This is a genomic window from Faecalibacterium sp. Marseille-P9590 (assembly GCF_017377665.1).
GTDB lineage: Bacteria > Bacillota > Clostridia > Oscillospirales > Ruminococcaceae > Faecalibacterium.
In genome coordinates, this window is record NZ_JAFREF010000004.1 from 138,347 (window position 1) to 161,206 (window position 22,860).

Below are 22,860 nucleotides of genomic sequence, written 5' to 3' on the forward strand. Positions count from 1 at the left end.
AGTATGTTATAACAGAAGAGGAACAGAATGACAGAAACACAGAACACTTCCCGCCGCCCCGGGGCGCTCATCGCCATGAGCGGCGGTGTAGACAGCTCGGTGGCGGCATGGCTCATGCAGAGGGACGGTTTCGACTGCACCGGCGTCACCATGCGCCTCACCCGCAACGAGGCCGTGAACACCGAGGGTCTGCACACCTGCTGCTCGGAGCGGGACATTGAGGACGCCGCCGAGGTGGCCTATGCGATGGATATTCCCTACGAGGTGCTGGATTTTACGGCAGACTTTCAGGAAAAGATCATCGACAAATTCATCCGGGTCTACGAGGCCGGCGGTACGCCCAATCCCTGCATCGACTGCAACAGATATATGAAGTTCGATCACCTGCTTCGCTGGGCAGAAGCGCACGGACTGGATCATGTGGTCACGGGCCATTATGCCCGGGTGGAGCAGGACGAGGCCACGGGCCGTTGGCTGCTCAAAAAGGGTCTGGACGAGAACAAAGACCAGAGCTATGTGCTCTACAACCTCACGCAGGAGCAGCTGGCTCATGTCCGCCTGCCGCTGGGTGGTCTGCACAAGAGCGAAGTGCGCGCCATCGCCGAGCAGCAGCACTTCGTGAACGCCCGCAAGCATGACAGTCAGGACATCTGCTTCGTGCCGGACGGCGACTACGCCCGCTTTATGGAGGATTTCACCGGCAAGCACTACCCGGCGGGCGATTTCCTCGACGTCGGCGGCAAAAAGGTAGGCACCCACAGCGGCGCTGTGCGGTACACCATCGGCCAGCGGAAGGGCCTGGGCCTCGCCATGGGCGCACCGGTCTACGTCTGCGCCAAGGATATGCAGGCCAACACCGTCACGGTCGGCCCGGAGTCGGAGCTGTTCGATACCATCGTCTATGCGAACGAAGTGAACTGGATCGCCATCCCGGAGCTGAAAGGCCCCCTGCGGGTGACGGCCCGCACCCGTTATCATCAGACCGAACAGCCTGCCACCGTCTACCCGGCAGGGCCGGACAGCTTCCGTCTGGAATTTGACCAGCCTCAGCGCGCCCCCACCCCGGGGCAGGCCGTCGTGCTGTATCAGGGCGATGTCGTCCTCGGAGGCGGCACCATTACACAGGTGGCGAAGGGATAAGGGCAAGCCCGTGAATGTAAAAAGCAGAACCTAAAGGAGAAATGATATGCAAGACCAGTATTCCCGCACCCAGCTGCTGCTGGGCGCGGAAGCAATGACCAAACTGCACGATTCCCGCGTAGCCGTGTTCGGCGTGGGCGGCGTGGGCGGCTACACCGTCGAGGCGCTGGCCCGCAGCGGCGTGGGGGCTCTCGACCTGATCGACGACGACAAAGTCTGCCTCACCAACCTGAACCGCCAGATCATCGCCACCCACAAGACGGTGGGCAGGTTCAAGGTGGATGTGGCCGAAGAGCGCGTCCACGACATCGACCCTAACATCAAGGTCACCACCTACAAGACCTTCTTTGGCCCTGAGACGCAGGACAGCTTCGATTTCAGCCAGTTCGACTACGTGGTGGACGCCATCGACACTGTCACCGGTAAAATTGCGCTGGTCATGAAGTGCAAGGAGGCTGGCGTCCCCATCATCTGCTCCATGGGTGCAGGCAACAAGATGGACCCTACCCGCTTCGAGGTCACGGATATTTATAAGACTTCCGTCTGCCCGCTGGCCAAGGTCATGCGCACCGAGTGCCGCAAGCGCCGCATCAAGCACCTGAAAGTCGTTTACTCCAGGGAGCCTGTCATGACTCCCATCGAGGATGACTCCATCAGCTGCAAACACCACTGCATCTGCCCTCCGGGTACCCAGCGCAAGTGTACCATCCGCCGCTCTGTTCCCGGCTCGAACGCCTTTGTCCCGTCGGTCGTGGGCCTCATCATCGGCGGCGAGGTGGTGAAGGACCTCGTGGGCTTTGTCCCCATGAAGGGCTGAATTTGATAGAATAAGAAAACGGCAGGTTCAATGAACCTGCCGTTTTCTTCGTTATGAGCTGATTTTTACTGCTCAGGAGCAGCGAATGCGATGGGGGTAGCGCCAGCAGCTGCGTCCACGCTCTTCAGAAAGATGGGAGTGGTCTCGTAGTGCAGGGTCTCGAAGCTCTGGGTGCTGCCGTCCTCGGTGGTGAACTCGAGAACATAGGTCATGTCGCCCTGCTTGTCGGCCTCGACATCGCGGGTGATGACGACATTCACAAAGTCATCCGCGGTTCAGCCGCCGCTGCGCCAGCGCAAAGCCGACGGCGCTTGCCGCAAAGACGGCGTAATAGCTGGCCAGCCGGTAGAACATCAGCAGGCTCATGGACGAAGCATTGGGGAGGAAGCTGCTGTACACCAGCAGGAAGGCCGTCTCCACCGAACCCATGCCCGCCACGTTGGGCAGGGCGTTGGAGACAAAGAGGGTCAGCGACGTCAGGAGCTGCACCTGCCAGAAGGTGAGTCCGGTGTCCAGCCCCATGAACCGCAGCCCCATCCACGGCAGGCAGAAGAGCAGGAACAGCTTTACGAGATGCACGCCCAGAATGGCGGCACAGCGGGGCTTGTCTGCCAGCAGATGGCGGCTCTCGGTGCTCAGGGTGTCCAGCTGCTCCAGCCAGCTTTCCCGGCGCTCGGCCCAGCGGCCCGTGTCGGGCAGAAAATGCAGCAGCCAGCGGGCCAGACGCTGCACCACCGGCAGGGCGCAGAGGGCGATGAGCCCCACGATGACGCCCGCCACGACAGCGTAGGCCCCGGGCAGATACCGCAGCACACCGTCGGAGTGGGCCGCTATCCAGGGGCGGCCTGCCAGAAGCAACACGGTGGCGTAAAGCAGGACGGCTGTCTTGTGGAAGACGTATTGCAGGGTCATCAGCCCCACGCCGGGGCCAACGTCCAGCCCGCGCCGGTGGAGATACCACGTCTGAAATGGCACCGACCCTGCGCCGAGGCCCACCACATTGCCGAAGGTCCCCATCCATGCATTGTCGATACCCTGCCGCAGCGGGAAATAGGGCAGGCGGCTGCGGACGATGAGCCAGCTGGATACGCCCTCGAGAAGCGGGTAGCTCAGGCCCACGGCCAGCGCCAGCAGCCCCTGTCCGAGGGTGAGCCGGCTCAGCGCCTCGGAGATCTCGGCCCAGTGCTCCCGGAAGATGAACACCACGATGCCGGTCAGCAGAGCCAGAACGCCCAGCGAGAGCAGGGTCTTTCGGCGCGAAGGGGCGGGGGAGGCGGACGAACTCATGCGGGGACTCCTTTCAAATTTCAACAAAAAACGGACTGGGATAAACTCTTAGGAGAGTATATCACAGTCCGGAGGGGTGTTTGTGAACAACTGCCAAATTTTTTGCCTCAGTTTCGGCAGAGTGATAAAGAACGGGGAGCTTATTCGCCGGTGAGCTCCTTTACAGCCTGTTGTAAACTGTCGGAAAACGCCTGCTTGGAGTAATGGCTCTCGTAAAGCTCACGGCAGGCGGGGCGCATGGCAGCCAGCTTTTCCGGGTGCTCGATGGCCCAGGCCAGCCGCTCGGCCAGCTTTTCGGGGTCGTCGTCCTCGTAGACGAAACCGTCCACGCCCTCGGTGATGAGCCCGGCGGTGCCGGTGTGCTCCGACACGATGGCGGGCTTGCCGAAGATGAGGCCCTCAGTGACGAAAGTAGGCATGGGGTCGTCGCGGGAGGCGCAGACGAGGCAGGTACACTGGGCCATCAAGCTCTTGATCTCGTCGCGGGTGAGCCGCTTGACGTAAAAGACGTTGTCGGGGCAGTCAGCGGTCAGGCTCCGCACGGCGTCCATCATCTCAGCCTCTGCGGCCTTGCCCACGAAGAGGAAGGATGCTTTCTTCATGGTCTCAGGCGGCAGCAGCCGGATGGCTTTGCAGAAGATGTCCTGACCTTTCCGGTTCTCAAAGGAACCCACGGTGGCGAACAGAGGCCGCCCGCCCGCATAGCTCAAATCGTAGTGGGAGAACTTCTCGGCGGCGTAGTCCGGCAGGCCGTAGATGAGGGGCCGGATGTTGAACTCCGGCCGCACCGAGTGCATGGCGTTGGCGGCGTGGCTGCCGACGGAGTAGAGCCGGATATTTTCGCCCAGCTCTCTGGGGATCTGGTGGGCGATGTGGGGGTAGCCTGCAAAGGCATCGTGGAGCCACCAGAGCACCGGAACCCGCGCACCGCTCAGGGCGCGGACGGCCCGGGCCTCCACGACGGTGTTGGCCAGAACGAGGTCGGCGCAAAGGGCCAGCCCCCAGAGCAGGGGAGACTGAACACAGCCCTTGCGGGTGATGACGGTAGCTCCCGCCTCGAGGAAAAGCGGCATGGAGCCGCCGTCCTCAGGGCCGAGGACGACCACTTCGTAGCCCATGCTGCGCAGCACCGGCACGGCGCTCACCAGCACGATGGGCGCACCGGTCATGTCCAGCAGGTGGCTCATGATAAAGACGCGCTTCCCCTTTACAGACCAGACGTCTTCGGCGCAGATGTCCCGCTCATAGTGGGCCAGCGCCAGCGGGAGGCAGACGTGGCTGCGGCTGAGCTTCGCCGCCAGCGTCAGCAGTTCGACGGGATTTTCCGGGTCGCGGGCTTCCGCCTGACAGCGGCGCAGCAGCTCCCGGGAGACGAGGGCGCAGCCCGGGCAGGCTGCAAAGCCCTGACTGTGGTAGAGGGTGGTGACGCCTGAGTAGCCGAAGACGGCGTCGCTGGTGACGTAGTCTGCGCCGCTGCGCAGTGCGTCCGCAAAGCAGGAAAGGGCCGTGGACATCAGGAAAAGGTCTTCCCTGACCAGAAGCACACCGGCGGCGCTGCCGAGGGCTTCGGAGCGGAGGCTGTCCGTCAATAAAAATTTGCGGTGGAGCTGGTCCTGCAGGGAAGCTTTCAGGGCGGCGTTCCGCCCCGGCGCATAGACGCCGAGAAAAACTTCCTGGGTGTCGAGATATTCCTGTTTGGCGAGCTGAGCCCGCTGCAGAGTGGTATAACTGCTGTACATCGTATCCTCCTCTCCGCAGGCAGGCTCAATGGCTGCGATGGAACAGCCCCAGCAGGCGGCGCAGGGGCAGCGTGAGTTTCCAGCTGCTGGAAGAGAGGATGTTTTCCAGCGAGCTCTCGTAGGCTTTGCTCCGGGCGCTCAGCTCGGCGTTGGCCTGATGCAGCTCGGAGAGATTCTTCTGCAGGGCCTCGATGGTCTGCTTCTGGTCAGCCGTAGTCTTTTCCAGCTGGTCGAGGTGCTTCTGCTCGCAGACGCGGGTCTTCTGGAAATACTGTACGCCCTCGAGAACGGCGGCGAACAATGGGTCGTCAGCCAGCGGCTCCAGCGGGAAGTAGCAGTAGCTCACGCCCAGCTTCATCCCGGCGGGGAAACGGTTCAGACCTTCCAGCATGAAATTCGGGTCGTTGTTGAGGAACAGGATGCCGTCGCCGTGGAGCGGCACACCGTTCACCGGGCGGCAGAGGATGCGGTCATCCGAGAAGACGAAATCGGTGATGCAGCAAGGCAGTTCACCGGGGTCGAGACGGAGATTGAACGCGGTCTCCGGCAGCTCGAAGGTCGCTGTCACCATGCCGTTCAGCTCGTCGTATTCGTAGTCCGGGGCTTTAACGGTGTCTTTCTGGGAAAAGCCGAATCCGGCATCATAGTAAAGCAGCGGCTGCACCAGAGCAGGCGAGTCGGTCTGCCTCTCTCTCTGGGGGTGGGCAGCATAGAAGGTCTGCAGCTGCTTTTCCAGCTCAAGGCAGCGCTGGGCCAGCCGCGAAGTGCCTTCGTCTGCAAGTTTGAGCTGTTGTTCAAGGTCCGCAATGCGGCTGCGCAGAGCCGCTTCAGGAGTTTCGTTCATCATTACCGGGGCCTCCTCCGATTTATCGCAAGGCGTACAACCCGCGCTGCAAGCCTATGCATCAAAAGTAACTATAGTCTGCCCTCAAAATGGCTGGATACCAAAGCGCAGGAATTTCAGTGTTTTGCCGCATAGCGGCGGGTCTTGCTCCGCTGCCGGGGCTTGTCCGCAGGATTGCCGCCCCGAAGCTTCCGGCCAAGCTCTTTGCGGCGCATCAGAAGTTCGGTGACGGCGAAGATGGACACAAGCGAGAACACGAACTGCAGCAGCATCCCCTGCACCGGATGGTCAGCATACTTTGCAGCCATCAGATACCACGGGATGGCCGTCAGCTCCACAGTGTGGATGCAGAAGATGAAGAGCGAGCGCCGGCCCACCCACTCGATGGCATGGGAGATGGGGCCGTCCACTCGGCGCTGCCATTTCAAAAAGAGCCGGATGATGCCGTAGCCCACTGCGCCATCCAGCAGGATGCTCAGCGGCCCCATCGTCCACTCACCCAGCGAAACGCAGTCGGTGCTCTGGGTCAGCAAAACGCCCGCGACGACGCCCAGCGCAGCCGCGATGAGGCCGGCCTTGGCTCTGCCGGAAAGGGGAGTTTCGAAAAGGCGGCGCTTCTTGGCCAGATAGCCGATGTAAAGGTAGGGCAGCGACACCATGCCCTGTGCGATGCAGAAAGGAGCCTCCCACACCAGCGTGACGCCCCAGCCAAGCAGGGTGACGCCGACGACTGCGGGGGTTATGTACCGCTCGGGGAAGATCTCGAGCAGCACGTCCAGCAGCACCCACGCCAGCATCAGAGCCACTAAGTACCACATGGGTCCGCAGGAGAAAAACTGATGCCCGAAGTAAGTGGCCGTGTGGGGCAGGCCTAACAGGAAACCGCCTAAGACTTTGGCCGATTCTGAGATGGCAGCATCCCACGAGCCGAAAGCTGCGTGGTGAATGAAAGCGTGGAGCACCGTGGTGGCCAGTGCAGTATAAACGTAAGGCTTGAGCAGGGTCTTGAGCTGCTGCTCGATGCATTTGTGGATGGAGCGCTTGCGGAAGCCGTAGCCGCTGGCAATAAAAAAGGCGGCCATCAGCGCTTCGCGGTAAGCGAACAGCGCGAACGCGAAAGGGGTGACGTCGTTGGTGCCGAGGGGGTAAAGCTCTGCCGTGTGGGCAAAGACAATGGCCAGCATTCCGATGCCTTTCAGCAGGTCGAACATGCCAAGGCTGCTTACAGTGCGGGGCTTGGTGCCTTCCATGAAAAGGGTCCTCCTTGTGCGCCATTCGTCCCGGAGGCCCCGGAAGGCCGTGTTTTAGGCGCGATAAATAAAAATATGAAGCTCGGCGGGGAGCTTTTTTGCTAAATGATATAAACAGTATAATGCTTTTTGGGCTTGCTGTCAATTTGATAAGGACTCGATCTCCGGGCGAAGTTTCGTCCTGACGAAAAAAGTGTATCACAGCTTTTTGCATATCGCAACAAAAGGAAAGAATTACATCTGCCTGCACAAATTGAATGCAAGTTAAAGTTGCATATTTGTGCAATTAAATCTTGCGTTTACGCTCTGCTTGCGGTATACTGTTGCCATAAGGAGCCGTGCCAAAGTTTTCCTCGAACTGCCAGAGATTCGGAATGACTCTGGAAAGTGAATGAAAAAAGTGCTGAGCTGAAAATTTGACAAAAAAGGAGAAAAACCGATGGCTGAATACATCAAAGTACCCGCAGGCGTATACGACATGGTGACCCGCTGCATGGAGCAGGAGTTTCCTGATCATGTGGCCATCCGCTATGTGGCCGAGGACGGCAAGACCGTCGTGGAGAAGAAGTATCGCGAGTATGCGCAGGACATCCGCCGGATGGTGGCCTATCTCAAGGCCGAAGTGCCGGACATCAAGGGCCAGCGCATCGTTCTGCTGAGCCGGAACTGCTATGAATTCTGCGTGGCGTCCTACGGCATCATCCTCGCCGGCGGCGTTCTCGTGACCCTGAACCAGAAAAAGACCTGGGAGGAGCTGGAATATGAGCTGGGCCTCGTGGAGCCTGCCCTCATCCTGAACGACGGCATCGACTACGGCTGCCGCGCCGAGCTGGAAGCCGCCTACGGCCCGAAGCTCCGCCCCATGGACTGCTATAAAGAGACTGCCCCCGGCGAGCTGACCAACTGCGTGGGCCACGATGATTTGATGATGCTGATGTTCACCTCCGGCACCACCGGACGCAGCAAGGGCGTCATGCTCTCGGAGCGGAATATGTGCGCCAGCCTGCACACCTATTCGGAGGTGGCAGAGAACTGGATCACCAACCGCCTCCCGGCAGGCCAGAAGCTGCCGCTGAGCCATATGACCCTGCTGCCCCTCTTCCACATGGCCTGCTTCGTCTGCGTTATGTCCTACCCGCCTGCAGGATGGGCTCTGAACCTCTGCGGCGACATCCGCGACTTCTACCGCGACCTGGGCCTGATGCACAGCGACGTCATGGCCTCGGCCCCCATGCTGGTGGAGACCATCTACAATGACATGAAGCGTGGCCGCGTCAGCCGTCTGAACGGCCTGTGGGACCTGTGCTGCTCTTCCGCTGCCCTCGACCCCAAGATGCTGCTGGAGCTGGCCCAGAACGGCTTCGTCGTCAACCAGTGCTACGGTATGACCGAGACCTTCGGCGACGGCATCCTGAACTTTACGCAGGTCGAAAAGCACATGAGTGCCGTGGGCAAGCCCGACGACCACGTTCAGTATAAGCTGGACGAGACCGGAGAAATTTGCATCAAGGGCGACTGCGTGATGCTGGGCTACTACAAGGACCCCGAGGCCACGGAAGAGGTCATCGACGCCGACGGCTGGTTCCACACCGGCGACCTGGCCCGGATGGATGAGGAAGGCTTCTATTACATCACCGGCCGCAAGAAGAACCTTATCATCCTCGCCAGCGGCGAGAACGTCAGCCCCGAAGAGCTGGAAAAGAAGCTGGCCCTCTGCCCGACCATCACCGAGTGCATCGTGAAGGAGAAGGGCCAGAAAATTTGTGCCGTCATCTACTGCCCTGAGGATAAGCAGGAAGAGGTCAGAGCCTTCGTCATCGAGGTGAACCGCAGCCTGCCGCTGTATAAGCGCATCAGTACCGTGGAGTTTACCGTTGAGCCCCTGCCCCGCAACGCTCTGGGTAAGCTGCTGCGCAAGTAACAAGTAAGAAGAAACAGTGAAAAGGATACGCCGCGTAGTTGCATTTCTCTGCCGAAACAGGTATTATTACTCTGAGGCAGAATATGTCAAATGCCGGCGTTTCGCTGCAATAAAGAAAAACAGCAAGGAGCGACAAAAATGATAAATACTGTATATGAGCTCATCACGGACGTCATGGCGAAGCAGTACCCCGACCGGGTGGCTTTCCGCTATGTGGCCGCCGATGGCAAGACTGTGGTGGAAAAGACCTACGCCCAGTATGTGCAGGACATCCGCAGGGCCGTTACTTATTTTAAGGAGAATATCCCCGACATCAAGGGCAAGCGTGTCGGCATCATGAGCCGCAACTGCTATGAGTACGGTGTCAACAGCTTCGGCGCGATCCTTGCCGGGGCCGTCGTCGTGACCATCAACCAGAAAAAGACCTGGCCCGAGCTGGAATATGAGCTGGGCCTTGCCGAGCCTTCCCTCATCGTCAACGACGGCATCGACTATGGCTGCCGCCCCGACATCGAGGCCGCCTACGGCGATAAACTCCGCCCGATGGACGCCTTCAAGGACAGCGCGCCTGCAGAGCTTGCTGACTGCGTGGGCCATGATGATTTGATGGTGCTGATGTTCACTTCCGGCACCACCGGCCGCAGCAAGGCCGTCATGCTCTCAGAGCGCAACTTTTTTACCACTGTGGAGTGCCAGGTCAAATTCGGCGACGCCATGCTGGACTATAAGCACGAGCATATGCCCGAGGACAAAAACGACGTCCTGAGCAACTTCGCCATCCTGCCCCTGTTCCATCTGGGTACGTTCATCTGCCTCTTCGTTTGGGCCTGCAAGGGCTGGGCGCTGAACCTCTCCGCCGACATCCGCGACTTCTACCGCGACCTCGGCCTGATGCACAGCGATGCCATCGCTGTGGCTCCCATGCTGATGGAGGCCATCTATAAAGACGTCAAGCGGGGCCGCCGCGCCCGCCTGAACGGCGTCTGGAACCCCTGCGGCTCCTCTGCCATGTTTGACGGCGCCATGCTGGCCGAGCTGGCACAGCAGGGCATGATGATCACTCAGGTGTACGGCATGACCGAGACCTGCGGCGACGGCATCATCAACTACGAGCAGGACGAAAAGCACATCCGCGCCGTGGGCAAGCCCGACGACCACGCCGAGTACAAGCTGGACGAGACGGGCGAAATCTGCATCCGCGGCGGCTGCGTCATGCTGGGCTATTACAAAGACCCCGAGGCCACCGCAGAAGTCCTCGACGCCGACGGCTGGTTCCACACCGGAGACCTGGCCCGTGTGGACGAGGACGGCTTCTATTACATCACCGGACGCAAGAAGAATATCATCATCCTCGACAACGGTGAGAACGTCAGCCCCGAAGAACTGGAAAATCTGCTGTCCAAGTGCGAGGCCGTCAAGGAATGCATCGTCAGGGAGAAGGGCAAGAAAATCTGTGCCGTCATCTACTGCGGCGAGGCCGACCAGCAGACCGTCCGCGACTTCATCACTGAGACCAACCGCACCCTGCCGCTCTACAAGCGGATGAGCGCCGTGGAGTTCAGCACCGAGCCTCTGCCCCGCACCGGCACCGGCAAGCTGCTGCGCAAGTAAGAATAAACCGGGCAGGCTGCGGAATACTGGAAAAGAGCCGCAGCCGCCTTTAATGGAATTACGAAAGGAAGATTCAAACTATGGAAAGAACCGAGATCGTGTCCCAGATCCTTGCAATTCTGGAAGATGTTGCAGAAATTTCCCCCGATGATGTCAACGAGAACAGCGTCTTGATGGACGATCTGGACCTGTCGTCCATGGAGATCCTGACCGTCGTCGCCGACCTGGAGGAGACTTTCGGCCTGCGCATCCCCGAAAAGGAGCTGCGCAACTTCGTCACCGTCAGCGATTTGGCCGACTATCTGGCCGCACACGCGGGGGAATAAGGAATGGATGCCGAACAGCGCTCTGTTTTTCAGGGTATCGTTTACTATTACCGCGAAAACATGGTCAACTGCCGTTATCAGGTCACGCTGAAAGATGCCGTAGACGGTGCGCTTTTGCAGCAGGCTCTGGATGCGGCCCGGGCAAAGGCACCCTACTATTTCCAGAAGCCGGTGTGGGAGAAAAAGCTGCTCCACCTCGAGCCGTCGGACGCCCCCTGCCCGGTGCGGCAGGGCAGCGCAAAGCCCGAATTTCCGGACGAGAACGGCTTTACGGTTGCCCTGAGCTATGAGGGGAAAGTCGTCTACTTTGACTGGTTCCACTTTCTGGCCGATGGCCGGGGCGTAGCACCCTTCCTGACCATGGTGCTGCAGTTCTACTGCAACCTGCGGTACGGCACGGCTTTCGAGGGCCGGACCCTTGAGACGGACCCTGCCTACGACATCGAGGACATCCTTGCAAAGTACCCCGAGAGTCAGGTGGCCAACGATATGCAGCGCTCCGTGGTGCAGACCTTTGAAGAGACGCCCACCTGCTGCCGCATCCGGCTGGAAAAGGCGGGGCTTGTGGACGCCGCCCTCCGCTGCGGCGTCAAGCCTTTCAGTACCCTCATGGCCCTGCTCTGTAAGGCGGTGCAGGCGTATCTGGACAAGGGCGAGGTGCTCTACAGCTACTCGACAGACGCCCGCGACGCGCTGGGTGCGCCGAACGCCCTCTACAACTGTGTGGCATCCTTCCAGCGCAAGCTGCCGCTGACGGCAGATGCCCCGCTGGCCGAAGTGGCCGTGGGCGTGGACGCTGACCTGAAAGAGAACCTTTCCGCTGAGCGAAAACTGTTCCGTATTGCGGAGCAGATGGGCTGGGTCTACCGGGTCTACCAGCAGAAAGCCAGCCTCAGCATCAAAAAGCGCATCTTCCAGATGGGCGAGTACATCAGCGGCTTCCCGGCGGACTTCTGGGTGAGCTATCTGGGCGACCCCTTCGCCCCGTCCAGCCCGGAGCTGACCCGGTACATCGAGGACTTCCAGACCTGGGTGCCGGCGGACGGCGCTTCCATCGGTCTGGAATGCACCAGCCTGCATGGCATCATCACCCTCTGCGTCAAGAACAAGGTGCCGCGCCCCGGCTTTGCCGAGGCTCTGCGCGCCGCGTTCGAGGCCGAAGGCATCAAGGTGCTGGAAGCCGCAGAGCTGGGCGCAGACAATACATAAGATCAAACCTCTCCGTCACGCCGTAGGCGAGACGGAGAGGTTTCTTTTTATCCAAAACGTAATTTTTATATCAAATTTTCATGCGTCATACTTTTGCGAAAAAATCGCCTGAAAAGCCGATTTTTCCCTTGCGTCCAACAGTTTGCCGTGGTAGGATAGGTCGAATGTGACCGAAACACACTGGGAAATGGACAAAAGTGAGGAAAATCGTATGGAAAAAAATAAGAACAGCGGCTCGGCACTGGCAAGAAAGATGGCGGTGTCTCTGGTTTGCGGTCTGGCGGCAGGCTTTGCCTTTATGATGCTGCGCGAAAAGCTCGTGGCTTCCGGCAACAGCGGCATCTGGCAGACCATCAACGACCTGCTCTTCCAGGACATTACCGCAGAGGGCGCGGAACGTGCGCTCGGCCTCTTCTACATCATCGGCCAGCTCTTCATCAAAGCACTGCAGCTGGTCATCATCCCGATGGTCTTCACCTCCATCGCGCTGGCCATCGGCAGCATTGCCGATATCAGCACCATGGGCCGCATCTCGGCCAAGACTCTCTTCTGGTTCCTGCTCTGCTCCTTTATGGCGCTGGCACTGGCCGGATGCGTGGGCTACGCCACCTATTCCATGGGCCTCTTCAACGCTCACATCGAGGGCCTGACGGAAGCCGCCGGCTCCACCGGTTCCAACCCCCTGAACGTGGTGCTGAATGTCATCCCCTCCAACATCGTCACGGCTTTCGGCAGCAACAACGCTGTTCTTTCCTCCGTCTTCCTCGCGGTGGCTGTGGGCCTGAGCATGAATGTGCTGGGTGAGAGCCGTACTTCCACCCTCCGCCGCCTGCTGGGCGAGGTGAACGACGTGGTGGTGGTTTTCCTGAACTTCGTCGTCACAAACTTCGCACCCTTTGCAGTCTTCGTGCTGCTGACCCGCACCTTCGCCATCTATGGCATTGATTACCTCAAGCCCGCTCTGGTGTATGTGGTGGTCACGGTGGTCCTGCTCTTCGTCTTCCTGCTGGTGGCCTATCCTCTGGTGGTGGCGCTGGGCGCAAAGCAGAACCCCATCACCTTCATTAAGAAGATCGCCAACGTGGCCGTCTTCGGCTTCTCTACCTCTTCCAGCGCAGCCACTCTCCCCCTGAACATCAGGGTCTGCACCGAGGATTTCGGTGTCGATGAGTCCATCGCCTCCTTCGTCCTGCCTCTGGGCATGACCATCAACATGGACGGCACCGCCATCATGCAGGTGGTGGCCACCGTCTTCATCGCAGGCTGTGCCGGTTATACTGTCACCCCGGCCCAGCTGGTCGTGGTCGCTCTGCTGGCTCTGCTGGCCTCGGTGGGTACGCCTGCCGCCCCCGGCGCAGGAGCCGTCATCCTCTTCACCATCCTGTCCGGTGCGGGCTTCGTGAATGACAGCGCCCTGCTGGCCTACTCCCTCATCCTCGCCATCAACCGCCCCATCGAGATGCTCGTCACCTCCCTGAACGTGGTGGGCGACGCTGTGGCCAGCATCTGCGTGGCCAAGAGCGAGGGTCTGCTGGACGAGGAAAAGTTCAACGCATAATTGACCTGCAACATACAAAAGCGCCCCTCCGTTTTACCGGAGGGGCGCTTTTTGCGCAGCAGAAGTCTTCTTTTTTACAGACGGCCCAAAGCCGCCGCCGGGGTTTTACGCCGATTTTGCGTCCGCATGGTTTCGGGCCGGGCGGCTGCGGCGGTAGAATAAGGCCGTTCCCGATAAATCGAAAAAGAGAGAAGGAGCCATGAGGCTCATGGAAAGAGAGGACTTTCGCATGAAAGAGAATAAAATGTCCCGCCGCAGCTTTTTGAAGGTCGGTGCCGTTGCATCCGCCGCCGGTATGCTGGCCGCAGCGCCTGCCGCTGCCAACGCCGCTGCCCCCAATGCCGCCAACGCAGCAGAGGAAGAGAACGGACTGCTGGGCGTATTCGGCGGCAAACCCAAGTATGTTTTCCTCTTCATCGGCGACGGCATGGGTACGGCCCAGATACAGTCCGCCCGATTCTATAAGGGTACGGTGGAGAACAACGGCGCTGTCGTCGAGGGCGAGTTGAGCTTCACTCAGTTCCCCGAGGTGGGCAGCGTGACCACCTACGACAGCACTTCTTTCTGCCCCGACTCCGCTTCCACTGCCACTTCCATCGCCACCGGCCACAAGACTGAGAGCGGCGTCATCAATATGTGTCCGTGGACCCGCGATGTGCCGTATGAGACCATCGCCGAGAAACTCCACGCCCAGAAGAACTACAAGGTGGGCGTCGTCTCCTCTGTCAACATCGACCACGCCACCCCCGCTGCCTTCTATGCACATCAGAAGACCCGCAAGAACTACTACGCCATCGGCAAGGAGCTGGCCGCCTCTGGCTTCGAGTATTTCGCAGGCGGCGAGTTCCAGAAGGTAAACGGCGACGGCACCGGCCCCAACAACCACGAGATCGCCGCCCAGAACGGCTACAACGTCGTCACCCGTCAGGCAGACGCTGCCGCCCTCAAGGCTGGTGCAGGCAAGACCCTCATCATCGCCGAGGCACTGGCCGACGGCAAGGCCATGAACTACGCTATGGACGCCGCCGCAGGCGAGTGGCAGCTGACCGACTACGTCAGGAAGGGCATCGAGCTGCTGGACAACAAGAAGGGCTTCTTCCTGATGACCGAGTCCGGCAAGATCGACTGGGCCTGCCATGCCAACGATGCCGCCGCTTCCATCCACGATGTGCTTGAGATGAGCAACGCCGTGCAGGCCGCTGTGGACTTCTACAACGCCCACCCCAACGACACCCTCATCCTCGTCACCGCTGACCACGAGACGGGCGGCATGGCCATCGGCTACAAGACCACCAACTACGACACCTTCCTGACCAACCTCACCCACCAGAAGATGTCTTACGCCAAGTTCGACTCCACCTATGTGAAGGGCTACATCGCTAACAAGACTCCCTTCGAGGCCGCCATGGCCGACGTGAAGGCAAACTTCGGCCTGACCCTGCCCACCGACCCCGATGCTGCCAGTGCAGGCAAGCTGCTGCTGACCGACTACGAGGTGGAGAACCTGCGCAAAGCCTACGAGCGGACGCTGGAAGTCGGCGCTTCCTCCCAGAAGGAGATGAGCCAGCAGGATTATGAGCTGTACGGCACCTACATCCCCTTCAGCATGGCCATCTGCCACACCATCAACCACAAGTCCGGCATGGACCACACCACCTATGCCCACACCGGCGCGATGGTCAACATCTATGCGCTGGGCGCTGGTGCGGAGAAGTTCCGCGGCGTCTTCGACAACACTGAGATCTACCACAAGCTGGCTGAGCTGACCGGCGTACAGTAAGCCTCTCTCTTCAAACGAAAAAGCCTGTGCAGACGCTCCCGGGGCGGGAGGCTGCACAGGCTTTCTTGTGTTCACAGGTGGATGGTGCAGCCGCGGCCCAGCATCTGGGCCAGCAGCATAAGGGTCGAGACGCCGAAGCACCCACCCATCATCAGCAGGCAGAGCACCACCGAGCCGAAGTCGCACCGGCATGCGCCGGGCCGGGCCGAGTAGTAGAGTACCTCGCACCCCAGCAGGATGAGCCCCGCAGCCGGCATCACCTGCCAGATGACCAGCCACGGCAGGCCGGGCAGGAAGCGGGCCAGCAGGAAGAGTGTGCCCGCCGCGATGAGGCAGACGCCCAGCGTCAGGGTGCCGACTCGGCGGAGCGGCTTATTCGTCGTGTTCGTGGTCGAAGTCATCGTCCGTCACCTCGTTTTCATTCACCACAGGAGAGGAGAGCAGAGCGGCGTTGTCCGGCTCGTCGGCGTGATACTCGCAGAAATCGGCATCCTCGGGGACATCCTTGGAAGCATCCGGCTTTTTGGCCGGATGGGGGCCTTTCACCAGCCAGACGCCGCAGACGATGAGGACCACACAGACCACCACATCCGGCAGGCTGTCCATGACGAGATAGAGGGCGCGGAAAACGGGGGAGGAGTGGCCCCAGCGGTAAACGAGGTCGCCGAGAGTGTTCATGATGAGGTTCTGGTAGGCGATGAGCGCACCGAAGGCGATGAGCAGCCAGCCCACCAGCTTGTGGCTGTCCAGCAGAGCCCGGGCCAGCCGTCTGTCGCGGGGGTCGAAGTGGACGAGGTAGTCGTCCTCCGGCGCGGTGTCCGCGATGATCTGCGCCCGGAGGTTGAAGGTGTCAAAGAAGCTGTACATCCACACCACCACCAGCAGGAGCAGTACCGGGTTGAGCAGTGAGCTCACCATCCCGATGAGGCAGGCCGTGAGGATGAGGGAGAGGCCCCGCTTCATGTAACCCTGATACATCTGGCCTGCGCCGGGGATAAACGCACAGCAGAAGGTCAAAAATCCGTTTTTCAGCATAACGATCTCCTTGTTTTATGATTTTATGTTTTCTGCCGCGTTCAGCAGGCTTTCCAGCACAGAGGAAACGCGGGTATAGATGTTCTCGCCGGGGCGGGAAGTCACGGGCCTGCCCAGCTTTTCGGGCAGAATCTTCGGGGGCTGTTTTTCCGGCAGGGTGACCTGGACTGTGGGCAGGAGAGCCTGCAGGTCGCTGCCGTGGTCGGTGACGAAGGTCAGCGCTCCGGTACGCCACATGGTCAGCGCCAACACGGCGGCGACGCCCGCCACCGCAGCCCGGCCATAGGTGCTCTGCATCAGCCGCACCCAGATGGTGCTCATCACGGTACGGCGGACATCCCGGGGCGGGTCGGTGAGGGCGTCGGCGGTCAGAAGTGCGGTGTAACGGTCGGTGCATTTGTCGCAGTAGGCGAGATGTTCGGCGGCTTCCAGCCGTCCCAGCTCGTCCAGCTGCCCGGCGGTGAGGGCGTGCAGCCCTTCGTCGCTCAGACAGCCGTCTTCACGGAACAATTCCATCTTAAAAGCCCTCCTTTCCGGCGGCGCTCAGCTGCGCGGCCAGCATCTTTTTTGCCCGGAAGACCTGCGCCTCCACTGTTTTCTGGGGCCTGCCGCAGAGCCGGGCGGCTTCGGCGGCGGTGTGCTGTTCCAGCAGCATGAGGCGGCAGGGTGTCTTGTAGGGCTCCCGCAGAGCGAGGATGCGCTGCGTCAGCTCCTCTTCGCCCAGAGCTTCCAGCACCTGCGCTTCCGGCTCGCTGCCGGGCGGTGCGCCCTCAAGTGCAAGTACATCGTCGCCGGGGGTGTTCACCCGGCGCGCCCAGGCGCTGCGTAAGTAATCCTTGGCTTTGTTGGAGGCGATGCGGGCCAGCCATTGCTTTTCGTATCCGGCAGGACAGCGGTCCATGCTCCGCCATGCAGAGAGAAAAGTCTCCTGCGTCAGATCCTGCGCATAGCCCTCATCTGCCACCAGCTGACGGCAGATGGTGTAGACGAGGGGCTGGTACTTCTGTACCAGCCTGTCAAATTCCAGTGCATTCAATGGCTGCTCTCCGCCTCCTTTCTGCCCGGCATTTCAAGCGCTCTGTCTATCTATACGAATCAGTGGGGCCAAAACCTGCAAAATCGTGGGAAAAATTTTGAAAATATGGTAGAATGGCCTTATCAAACCTCACAAAGGAGAAAACACGATGGCCTCTGCCACAAAACAGGCACTTCTGGCGGCGCTCTCCGCCGCCCAGGGCGAATGCATCTCCGGCCAGCAGCTGGCGCAGCAGCTGGGTGTGAGCCGCGCTGCTGTCCATAAGGCTGCGGCTGCACTGGCGGCTCAGGGCTATGCACTGGAAGCCGCCCCCCGGCGGGGCTATCGGCTGGCGGGCGGCGACCCCTTCTGCGCCGAGGCGGTGGGGGAGTACGACGCCCCCATCTACCTCTACGACAAGCTGGAAAGTTCCAACCGCACGGCCAAGACGCTGGCCCTCGAAGGTACGCCCCACGGCACGATGGTGCTGACAAGTCAGCAGACGGCGGGCCGGGGCCGGCTGGGGCGGCGGTTCGAGAGCCCGGCGGGGAAAGGCATTTATCTCTCGCTGGTGCTGCGGCCCGGCCTGCCCATGACCGAGGCGCAGGCCGTCACCGTCAGCGCGGCGGTGGCCGTCTGCCGGGCTGTGAAGCGGCTCTGCGGGCTGGACTTGGGCATCAAGTGGGTCAACGACCTCTATTATAACGGCAAGAAGGTCTGCGGTATCCTGACGGAAGCCGGGGCCGACATCGAGAGCGGCCAGCTGGAATGGCTGGTGGTGGGCATCGGCCTGAACCTGACCTCCCGCCCGGAGGACTGGCCCGAGGAGCTGCGGCCCATCGCGGGCAGTCTCTACCCCGGCGGGCCTGCACCGGTGGGCCGGGCGGCACTGGCCGGGGCCATCGCCCGGGAACTGCTGGGTCTCTGCCCGGCCTTCGACTGTCTGGACGAGTACCGCGCCCGGTGCTTTGTGCCGGGCCACTGGGTCACGGTCTGCACCGGGACGGAGAGCTACGCCGCAAAGGCGGTGGCCATCGACGACGCCGGGCGGCTCATCGTGCAGCGGGAAGGGGGCCGCACCGAGGCGCTCTGCCACGGAGAAGTGAGTATAAGGCCGTCGCCGCTGGCGGTAAAATAATAAACCTCTCCGTCATCGCTGGCGCGATGCCACCTCCCCTATCGAGGGGAGGCTTTGGCAGGCCGGGCCGCTTTGTACTGACTGCTGAAAGCTGAATATGGCGCAAAATACCGTGCCCTGCTTGCGGGGGCAGCGGCTGCTGGACAAGTTATCTCGTCAAGCCGCTGCTGCCCGCTGTAGCAGGGCACTATTGCTTCTGAAAGATTGAGCTTTGCTCGTTTATAGCAATTCAACTTTTTAATGCAACAGCAACAGCGTTGAATTGCATATCGCAAATATGCTGTTATCATATTGCGTTATTTTCTTGACTTGCGATAGAATGGATTTGACCGACACGCCAGAGGCTCCCCTACTAGGGGCAACGGCGACGACCGCCGCCAGTGGCGGAAACAGGGAGGAGATGTTGGGGCAGCGGCCAGCAAGACGCAAGCAAAGCGCAGCGGATGCTGGGTGCCGCAACCCGGCCCTGTCGAGCGGAGCGAGACTGAGAGGTTAAAACACCCCGAAGCACACCAGCCCCAGCACCGCCGCGATGCCGATGACCTTCGGCACACTGAGCTTGAATTTCTGGAGCAGCACAAAGCAGAGGATGCCGATGGCGATGCCCGGCAGGCTGATGCCTCCTGCCTCGGTGATGCAGGTCTGGCGGCAGAGGCCCACCAGAACACCCAGCACCATGCCGATGCAGACAGGCTTGACGATTTTCATGATGTAGCTCATGACCTTGCTGGTGCGGAACTTCTGGAAGAACGCCGCCGCCAGAAGCGTCAGCGTCAGGGTGGGGCTGAGGACGCCCAGGACCGCGAAGACGCCGCCCGGCATCCCGGCGGTCTTGGTGCCTGCAAAGGTGGCGGCATTGACGCCCAGAGAGCCGGGTGTCATCTCGGCGATGGCGATGAGGTTCGTCAAATCGGCGTCCGTCATCCAGCCATGGGAGGACATTTCATCCATGATGAGGGGGATCATGGAGGTGCCGCCGAAGCTGGTGAAGCCGATCTTCGCAAACGCGGCGAAGAGCTGAACGAGGGTCTCAAACATGGCCATGTTCGCTCACCCCCATCCAGACCAGCGCGATGACCACACCGGCCACCACCAGCGTCAGATTGCTGATGGACGTAAAGTAACAGAGCACAAAGGCGACGGCACAGATGATGATGGGCATCGCGCTGGTCAGAGCATCTTTGCCGAGAGAGATGGCCGCGCCGCCGATGATGGGGGCCACGGCGCACTGGACGCCCTTGAGGGCCGACCAGACCCAGTAGTTATCTTTAATGGCGTCGTAGATGGCCGTCACGATGGTAAGGGTGACGACGGCGGGGATGCACAGGCCGATGGCCGCGCAGATGCCGCCCAGCACCCCGGCCATCTGATAGCCGAAGAGCAGAGTGATGTTCGCCACCATGATGCCGGGCAGGCTCTTGCCCACGGCGATGAGCTCCAGAAGATCGCTCTTGGTCATCCAGCCGCGCTCGTCCACGAACTCCCGCTCCATCTGGGCAATGATGCTCCATCCGCTGCCAAAGGTGAACGCGCCGATCTTGATAAAGTAAAGAAGCATCAGCAGGGCCATTCGTGCGCCGGTGGGGCGCTGCTGTGCGGTTTCGGGTTTTGTTGTCTGCATGAATCCTCCTGAGATACCGGGTTTGCGGTTCTTTTACCTATAAGATACCACAGACGTCCCCAAAAGGCGAATGGAAAAATGGAATGGTTCCCGGTTCCTGTCAGGAATGCTCGTAAGTCATCCAGCTGCCTTTCCATGCGTAGAGGGCCATCAGCACGGCACCCAGCGCCCACGACACCGGGTAGAGGACGAACACGCCCTCGATGCCCGCAAAGAAGGGGAGGACGAACTGGATCCACACCACACGGAAGAGGCAGAGCGAGATGAGCAGCACCACCATCGGCGGTACGCTGCGGCCAGTGCCGCGCACTGCGCCCGCCATGCCGTGGAGGATGGCCAGCAGGAAGTAGAAGGGGCAGAAGTAGTGCATGGCGCTGCACCCGAAGGCCACCACCGTCTCGTCGGAGGTGAACAGGTGCATGATGGGATTCTGGAACGCCAGCAGCAGAGCACCGGTGCAGAGGGTGTAGAGCACGCCCATGCCCAGCGTGACCCACATGCCATTCTTCACTCGTTTGAGGTTGCCTGCGCCATAGTTCTGGCCCACGAAGGTCGTCGCCGCCATGCTGAAACTGGTGACGGGCAGGATGTTGAAGCCGTCGATTTTCATATAGGCCGCAAAGCCTGCCATGGCGGCGGCACCGTAGCTGTTGACGCTGGACTGCACCAGCACGTTCGAGAAAGAGATGACCATGTTCTGGATGCCGGTGGGAAGGCCGATGCGGATGATGCGGGAGGTCATCCGCTGATCGGGCCGGATGGCGGAAAGCTCCACCTTGTAGTCGGCGTCCACCTTCATCAGAAAGCGGAGGCTCAGCACACAGGAGACGAGCTGGCTGATGTCGGTGGCGATGGCCGCACCCGCCACACCCATCTTCAGCCCGGCGATGAGCACGAGGTCGAGGATGATGTTGGTGATGGAAGCGCAGGCGAGGTAGATGACCGAGCGGCGGGAGTTGCCCGCCGCGTTGAGGATGCCGGCTGCCATGTTGTAGACGACGCTGAACAGCACACCGCCGAAGTAGAGCTTCATGTAAGTCACGGCGTCGCCGAGGACTTCTTCGGGGGTGTTCATCCAGACCAGCAGACTGCGGCTGACGGCGATGCCGCCCACCGTCAGGATGAGGCCGAGGATGACCGCGATGGCCAGCGAGGTGTGGACGGCGATGCGCGTTTCCTTTTTATCTTTTGCGCCGAGGTACTGGCTCACGACGACGCCGGCGCCGACGGCCACGCCCTGACTGAAACCGATGAGCAGGTAGATGGGTGAGCCGCTGGAACCCACAGCGGCCAGAGCGTTGCTGCCCAGAAAGTTGCCGACGATGATGGAGTCGGCGGTGTTGTAAAGCTGCTGGAGCAGGTTGCCCAGGATGAGCGGCACCGAGAAGAGCAGGATGCTTTTCCAGATGCTGCCCTCGGTCATGAGCAGGGTCTTTTCCTGCTGCGGCTGTGCCGTTGCGGCCATAGTGTCTCCTCCCTCAAAAATGCAGGAATTTCATAGGTATTTCACAATAAACTTAACAATACATCGTTCTGTGCCGAATGTCAAGCAGAACGGAAAAGAAAGTCCTCCGACTTTCCACATCTTGTTTGCAGATTGTTCAAAACTAACTCAAAGAAACTCCATTTTTATCCGGTACAATAAAGGTGCAGTCGGGAAGACAAGAACGAGATCCCCCATCTCCGGCTTTTGACTTTCCATAAATGCCATGCAGGCAGGATTCATGCGCAGCCCCGCAGCGGGTGCCGCGCCCCTAAAAAATACTGTCCCCCACCTATGCGAGGCAATAGCCACGGCGGCGGACAGACTACCAACAACCTCCTAGCAGCCGCAAATGTTTAGGAGTTCTCATACACAGGCAGCGCCGCTTTCTCCTCCTTTCCACGGCGCTGTCTGTTTTTGTTTGCTGACGCAAAAAAGCCCATCGCACAGCTGCGCGATGGGCTTTTGACGTTCTTATCGCATATCATGCAGGCGCTCTGCCGGGAGGGAGGCTTGCAGCAGGCTCCATGCGGCGTCGAGGCTGTCGTTCAGCAGATAGGCCTGATTCTGCTGGACATAGAGGTAAATGGCGTTGGGGGTGCGGTAGGCCAGATGCATATCGTGCCACGCATACTTGCGGCTCGCCTCAGGCTTGTCCTGCTCGCCGGCCATCCAGACCGACAGTCCTTCGTCGTCCAGCAGCAGCCGGTAGAAGGGGCGGGGCAGGCCCATCTTTTTGATTTGGAGGCTCAGGGAGTGGAAGAATGTCCAGAAGTAGACGGCCGGCACGCCCAGCGCCACCACGGCCAGCACCACCGTGAGCAGGGCTGCGCCGTCTTTCTGGCCCACCTGCGACAGGCAGAAGCCGGCAGACACCAGCAAAATGGCCGTGAACACCAGAGGCCGGTGCCACGCCTTGCGGTGGCGCAGCAGGTCAAAGGCGGCAAAATCGTGGAAGGATGCAGCATCCATCTGGACGGAAACGGAGATCGGCTGAGACATAAAAATACCCTCCTTTTTGGTCATAGTACCATATTATTTTCCAACAATCAAGGATGATATTGCGCAGATGCCCTAAAATGTGCT

General features: G+C 60.4%; 22 protein-coding genes. 9 read left to right on the top strand and 13 right to left on the bottom strand.

Annotation, left to right across the window (positions count from 1 at the left end; translation table 11 throughout):
• Positions 1–27 precede the first annotated feature (27 nt).
• Together mnmA and J3349_RS06870 are read left to right on the top strand one after the other, a co-directional pair.
• Positions 28–1,140 (top strand): tRNA 2-thiouridine(34) synthase MnmA, encoded by a 1,113-nt coding sequence (gene mnmA, locus J3349_RS06865; RefSeq protein WP_158396161.1) that lies wholly within the window; start codon positions 28–30, stop codon positions 1,138–1,140.
• Between the two features lie 46 nt (positions 1,141–1,186).
• Complete coding sequence (locus tag J3349_RS06870; RefSeq protein WP_207676879.1) at positions 1,187–1,957, top strand: tRNA threonylcarbamoyladenosine dehydratase; 771 nt, start codon at positions 1,187–1,189, stop codon at positions 1,955–1,957.
• Positions 1,958–2,022: 65 nt separating this feature from the next.
• Here J3349_RS06870 and J3349_RS06875 read toward each other — a convergent pair whose 3' ends face one another.
• From J3349_RS06875 to J3349_RS06895, 5 genes are all read right to left on the bottom strand, one after another.
• The gene (locus J3349_RS06875) at positions 2,023–2,217 is read right to left on the bottom strand and encodes a hypothetical protein (RefSeq protein ID WP_242699556.1); all 195 of its coding nucleotides are present in this window, start codon (positions 2,215–2,217) and stop codon (positions 2,023–2,025) included.
• A gap of 4 nt (positions 2,218–2,221) precedes the next feature.
• On the bottom strand, positions 2,222–3,244 hold the full coding sequence (locus J3349_RS06880) for a lysylphosphatidylglycerol synthase transmembrane domain-containing protein (protein ID WP_158396163.1): 1,023 nt from the start codon (positions 3,242–3,244) through the stop codon (positions 2,222–2,224).
• Between the two features lie 140 nt (positions 3,245–3,384).
• On the bottom strand, positions 3,385–4,983 hold the full coding sequence (locus J3349_RS06885) for a glycosyltransferase (protein ID WP_207676880.1): 1,599 nt from the start codon (positions 4,981–4,983) through the stop codon (positions 3,385–3,387).
• 25 nt (positions 4,984–5,008) lie between these two features.
• Positions 5,009–5,830, bottom strand: coding sequence for a hypothetical protein (locus tag J3349_RS06890; protein WP_207676881.1), 822 nt, complete (start codon positions 5,828–5,830; stop codon positions 5,009–5,011).
• Positions 5,831–5,943: 113 nt separating this feature from the next.
• Complete coding sequence (locus J3349_RS06895) at positions 5,944–7,077, bottom strand: acyltransferase (protein ID WP_207676882.1); 1,134 nt, start codon at positions 7,075–7,077, stop codon at positions 5,944–5,946.
• Positions 7,078–7,516: 439 nt separating this feature from the next.
• Here J3349_RS06895 and J3349_RS06900 point away from each other — a divergent pair, with 439 nt between their 5' ends.
• From J3349_RS06900 to J3349_RS06925, 6 genes are all read left to right on the top strand, one after another.
• Positions 7,517–8,998 carry a class I adenylate-forming enzyme family protein gene (locus J3349_RS06900; RefSeq protein ID WP_207676883.1) on the top strand — a complete coding sequence of 494 codons (1,482 nt, stop codon included), beginning with the start codon at positions 7,517–7,519 and terminating at the stop codon, positions 8,996–8,998.
• Positions 8,999–9,136: 138 nt separating this feature from the next.
• A complete protein-coding gene (locus J3349_RS06905) occupies positions 9,137–10,609 on the top strand; it encodes a class I adenylate-forming enzyme family protein (protein ID WP_207676884.1) in 1,473 nt (490 codons plus the stop codon).
• An 80-nt stretch (positions 10,610–10,689) separates the two neighbouring features.
• A complete protein-coding gene (locus J3349_RS06910) occupies positions 10,690–10,935 on the top strand; it encodes an acyl carrier protein (RefSeq protein WP_158402670.1) in 246 nt (81 codons plus the stop codon).
• A 3-nt stretch (positions 10,936–10,938) separates the two neighbouring features.
• Positions 10,939–12,144, top strand: a complete 1,206-nt coding sequence (locus J3349_RS06915; RefSeq protein ID WP_207676885.1) for a hypothetical protein — start codon at positions 10,939–10,941, stop codon at positions 12,142–12,144.
• 211 nt (positions 12,145–12,355) lie between these two features.
• Entirely contained in the window at positions 12,356–13,702 is a 1,347-nt protein-coding gene (locus tag J3349_RS06920) for a dicarboxylate/amino acid:cation symporter (RefSeq protein ID WP_207676886.1), read from the top strand.
• A gap of 229 nt (positions 13,703–13,931) precedes the next feature.
• The gene (locus J3349_RS06925; RefSeq protein WP_242699557.1) at positions 13,932–15,482 is read left to right on the top strand and encodes an alkaline phosphatase; all 1,551 of its coding nucleotides are present in this window, start codon (positions 13,932–13,934) and stop codon (positions 15,480–15,482) included.
• A gap of 71 nt (positions 15,483–15,553) precedes the next feature.
• Here the strand turns inward: J3349_RS06925 and J3349_RS06930 are convergent, their stop codons facing one another.
• Genes J3349_RS06930 through J3349_RS06945 form a run of 4 tightly spaced genes read right to left on the bottom strand, consistent with a single transcriptional unit; the run spans position 15,554 to position 17,553 of the window.
• Positions 15,554–15,883 (bottom strand): hypothetical protein, encoded by a 330-nt coding sequence (locus J3349_RS06930; RefSeq protein ID WP_207676888.1) that lies wholly within the window; start codon positions 15,881–15,883, stop codon positions 15,554–15,556.
• The gene (locus J3349_RS06935) at positions 15,855–16,517 is read right to left on the bottom strand and encodes a hypothetical protein (RefSeq protein WP_207676889.1); all 663 of its coding nucleotides are present in this window, start codon (positions 16,515–16,517) and stop codon (positions 15,855–15,857) included. Before J3349_RS06935 ends, J3349_RS06930 begins: the two co-directional genes overlap by 29 nt.
• Before the next feature lie 15 nt (positions 16,518–16,532).
• Positions 16,533–17,033 carry a hypothetical protein gene (locus J3349_RS06940; RefSeq protein ID WP_207676890.1) on the bottom strand — a complete coding sequence of 167 codons (501 nt, stop codon included), beginning with the start codon at positions 17,031–17,033 and terminating at the stop codon, positions 16,533–16,535.
• A gap of 1 nt (position 17,034) precedes the next feature.
• On the bottom strand, positions 17,035–17,553 hold the full coding sequence (locus J3349_RS06945) for an RNA polymerase sigma factor (RefSeq protein WP_242699558.1): 519 nt from the start codon (positions 17,551–17,553) through the stop codon (positions 17,035–17,037).
• Positions 17,554–17,701: 148 nt separating this feature from the next.
• Here J3349_RS06945 and J3349_RS06950 point away from each other — a divergent pair, with 148 nt between their 5' ends.
• A complete protein-coding gene (locus J3349_RS06950) occupies positions 17,702–18,670 on the top strand; it encodes a biotin--[acetyl-CoA-carboxylase] ligase (protein WP_207676891.1) in 969 nt (322 codons plus the stop codon).
• Positions 18,671–19,162: 492 nt separating this feature from the next.
• On the opposite strand, the gene J3349_RS06955 is transcribed toward J3349_RS06950, so the two are convergent.
• The 4 genes from J3349_RS06955 to J3349_RS06970 form a co-directional block, all read right to left on the bottom strand.
• Positions 19,163–19,714, bottom strand: a complete 552-nt coding sequence (locus J3349_RS06955; protein ID WP_207676892.1) for a chromate transporter — start codon at positions 19,712–19,714, stop codon at positions 19,163–19,165.
• Positions 19,701–20,291, bottom strand: coding sequence for a chromate transporter (locus J3349_RS06960; RefSeq protein ID WP_158396190.1), 591 nt, complete (start codon positions 20,289–20,291; stop codon positions 19,701–19,703). Before J3349_RS06960 ends, J3349_RS06955 begins: the two co-directional genes overlap by 14 nt.
• A 100-nt stretch (positions 20,292–20,391) precedes the next feature.
• Positions 20,392–21,756, bottom strand: coding sequence for an MATE family efflux transporter (locus J3349_RS06965; protein WP_207676893.1), 1,365 nt, complete (start codon positions 21,754–21,756; stop codon positions 20,392–20,394).
• 492 nt (positions 21,757–22,248) lie between these two features.
• Positions 22,249–22,776 (bottom strand): YcxB family protein, encoded by a 528-nt coding sequence (locus J3349_RS06970; protein WP_158396194.1) that lies wholly within the window; start codon positions 22,774–22,776, stop codon positions 22,249–22,251.
• Positions 22,777–22,860 lie beyond the last annotated feature (84 nt).